At 66.8% G+C, this 2,807-nt stretch carries 3 protein-coding genes; 2 read left to right on the top strand and 1 reads right to left on the bottom strand.

Annotated elements, in window-relative coordinates; translation table 11 throughout:
• The coding region (locus GOOTI_RS23820) for a class I adenylate-forming enzyme family protein (protein ID WP_007241162.1) at positions 1 to 1,279 on the top strand (1,279 nt) is incomplete at its 5' end.
• Positions 1,272 to 2,498 carry an acetyl-CoA C-acetyltransferase gene (locus GOOTI_RS23815; protein ID WP_007241161.1) on the top strand — a complete coding sequence of 409 codons (1,227 nt, stop codon included), beginning with the start codon at positions 1,272 to 1,274 and terminating at the stop codon, positions 2,496 to 2,498. The genes GOOTI_RS23820 and GOOTI_RS23815, both read left to right, overlap by 8 nt.
• Before the next feature lie 11 nt (positions 2,499 to 2,509).
• Here GOOTI_RS23815 and GOOTI_RS23810 read toward each other — a convergent pair.
• Positions 2,510 to 2,807, bottom strand: a 298-nt coding sequence (locus GOOTI_RS23810; RefSeq protein WP_007241160.1) for a LysR substrate-binding domain-containing protein, incomplete at its 5' end; no start/stop codon positions are given.

Raw genomic sequence — 2,807 nt, 5'->3', positions numbered from 1 at the left:
CACGATCGTCGTCGACGGCTCGCCCGACGAGCACACGACCCTGGACGAGATCGAGACCGACCACGCGACAACCGAACCGACCGCCCTGACGATCAGTTCCGACGACGTCGCGCATCTCGCCTTCACCGGCGGCACCACCGGCGTCTCCAAAGGGGTGCAGGTGTTGCACCGCAACGTGATCGCAAACGTCACCCAGATGATCGGTTGGCGCGCGGGACATTCGGTCGTCGACGACGCCACGGGCACACTGCATCTCGAGCCGCGTGACGGCGGTAGCCGCGGTGTGCAGCCGGGTGATGCGGCGACGATCGTCGTGTCGCCTCTCTTCCACGCGCACGCGCTGATCAACATGTCCTTCCTGCTGATGTGCGGTGCCACCCAGGTCCTCGCCGGAGGTCGACATGGTGTCAGGTTCGATCCCGGCCGCATGCTCGAACTCATCGAGCGGTATCGGGCGACGTATGTGACCGGCAGTCCGACGATGTGGTCGGCGATCGTCGGCCACCCCGACGTCGCGACCAGGGACCTGGCCTCGGTACGGGTGGTCTCGTCCGGAGCTGCGCCCATGGACCGCGTCACCCTCGACAGGCTCGCGGCGGCGTTCCCGTCGTGCTCGGTGGTCGAGGGCTACGGACTCACCGAGGCGACATGCCTCGTCACGTCCGCGCCGCTGGCCGACGTCGGGCAGGGTAGGGGCGAATACCGGCTCGGCAGTGTCGGTTTGCCCACCTTCGACACCGAGGTGCAGATCCGCTCGCTGGCAGATCGCACGACGCCCCTACCCGCCGGAGAACGGGGAGGTCTCTGGGTGCGGGGGCCGCAGGTGACCGCGGGCTATCTCCACCATCCGGAGATCACCGCGGAACAATACGTCGACGGGTGGCTCGACACCGGTGACATCGCATTCCGTGACGACGACGGATACGTCTACATCGCAGACCGCGCCAAGGACATGCTGATCTACAAGGGGTACAACGTGTACCCGCGCGAACTCGAAGAGATTCTCGTCACCCATCCGGACATCGCGTCGGCAGCCGTCGTGGCGCGCGATGCGGGCGTTGTCGGACAGGAACCGGTCGCCTTCGTGGTCGCTGAAGAAGGCCACGACATCGATGCGCAGAGCGTGATGACGTACGTTGCCGAGAAGGTGCTGCCGTACAAGAAGATCCGTGACGTCTTCACCGTCGACGCACTGCCGACGTCAGCGGCGGGCAAGATCCAGAAGGTCGCACTTCGTGAACTGGTCTCGACATCGAAGGAGCCCGCTCGTCATGCGTGACATCGTCATCTGCGAACCCGTGCGCACGCCGATCGGTCGTTACGGTGGGATGTTCCGCTCGGTGACCGCGGTCGACCTCGGCGTCGCTGCTCTGACCGGACTGCTCGAACGCACCGGCCTGCCGCACGATGCGGTCGACGACGTCATCCTCGGCCACTGCAACGGCAACAGCGAAGCACCGGCCATCGGACGGGTGGTGGCACTGGACGCAGGCCTGCCGACGACGGTGCCGGGCATGCACGTCGACCGCCGTTGCGGTTCCGGTCTGCAGGCGGTCATCCAGGCCGCCTACCAGGTGGGCAGTGGCGACAACGATCTGGTCATCGCGGGCGGCACCGAGTCGATGAGCAATGCGTCGTTCTACTCGGTGGACATGCGCTGGGGAGGTGATCGCACGGGAATCACTGTGCACGACAGCCTTGTTCGTGCCCGGTCGACAGCAGGTGGACGTGGTCATCCCATACCCGGCGGCATGATCGAGACCGCGGAGAACCTGCGCAAGCAGTACGGCATCTCCCGCGAGGAGCAGGACGAGTTGGCCGTCGAATCACACCTTCGTGCCGTGCGCGCGCAGAAAGATGGTGTCCTCGCCGAGGAGATCATCCCGGTGACGGTGCGCACCAGAAGATCCGAGACTCTCGTCGACACCGACGAGCATCCCCGCCCCGACATCTCGATGGAGTCCCTCGCGGCCCTCACTCCCATCATGTCGGCAGGCGACCCGGACGCGACCGTTACCGCCGGAAACGCCAGCGGACAGAACGACGCCGCGTCGATGTGTGTGGTCACCAGCTCCGACGTCGCGGAACGGTACGGCCTGCAGCCATTGGTTCGTCTGGTGTCGTGGGGATCGGCCGGAGTGCCGCCGGAGACCATGGGGATCGGACCGGTGCCCGCGACCGCCCGTGCTCTCGACAAGGCCGGGATCACACTGTCCGACATCGACGTCATCGAACTGAACGAGGCATTCGCCGCCCAGGCGCTCGCGGTGACACGCGAATGGGGTTTCGGTCGATTCTCCACCGACAGCGCCGATTTCGCGCGAACCAACATCCATGGTTCGGGAATCTCGCTCGGGCACCCCGTCGGAGCGACCGGCGGGAGAATGCTCGCGTCCCTTGCACGCGAACTCGTCCGACGCGACGCCCGGTACGGTCTCGAGACGATGTGCATCGGCGGTGGGCAGGGCTTGGCCGCCGTGTTCGAACGGGTGCACTGACCCCTGGGCCGTCAGGGTGTCGGCGCGACACGTTGGGCGATCGCCAGAAAGGCCTGCGCCGCAGCCGACAACGCTGTCGGGTCGTACATCAGGACGAGTGAGCGGACGAAGCGCGGGCGGACCGGGCGGACGGTTGCACGGTCGGCGATCGATTCGGCGACCCGACGTTCGAGGAGCGTTGCGCCGACGCCGGCCAGGACCATCGGAAGTCGTTCCTCGCGATGCTCGGCAAGCACCGCCACCGGTGGTCGCACCCCGGCCTCGCGCATCGCACTCTCGATCTCGTCGGCGACGCTGCCCCCGCGGGGC

The sequence above is a fragment of the Gordonia otitidis NBRC 100426 genome (assembly GCF_000248075.1).
Classification (GTDB): domain Bacteria; phylum Actinomycetota; class Actinomycetes; order Mycobacteriales; family Mycobacteriaceae; genus Gordonia; species Gordonia otitidis.
The sequence above is the reverse complement of the archived record's forward strand: the minus strand, read 5'-3'. Positions and strand labels throughout refer to the sequence as shown.

Bases quoted from the DNA above. Each gene is read 5' to 3' on its own strand.
- GOOTI_RS23815 (WP_007241161.1), top strand. From the start codon at position 1,272: ATGCGTGACATCGTCATCTGCGAACCCGTGCGCACGCCGATCGGTCGT.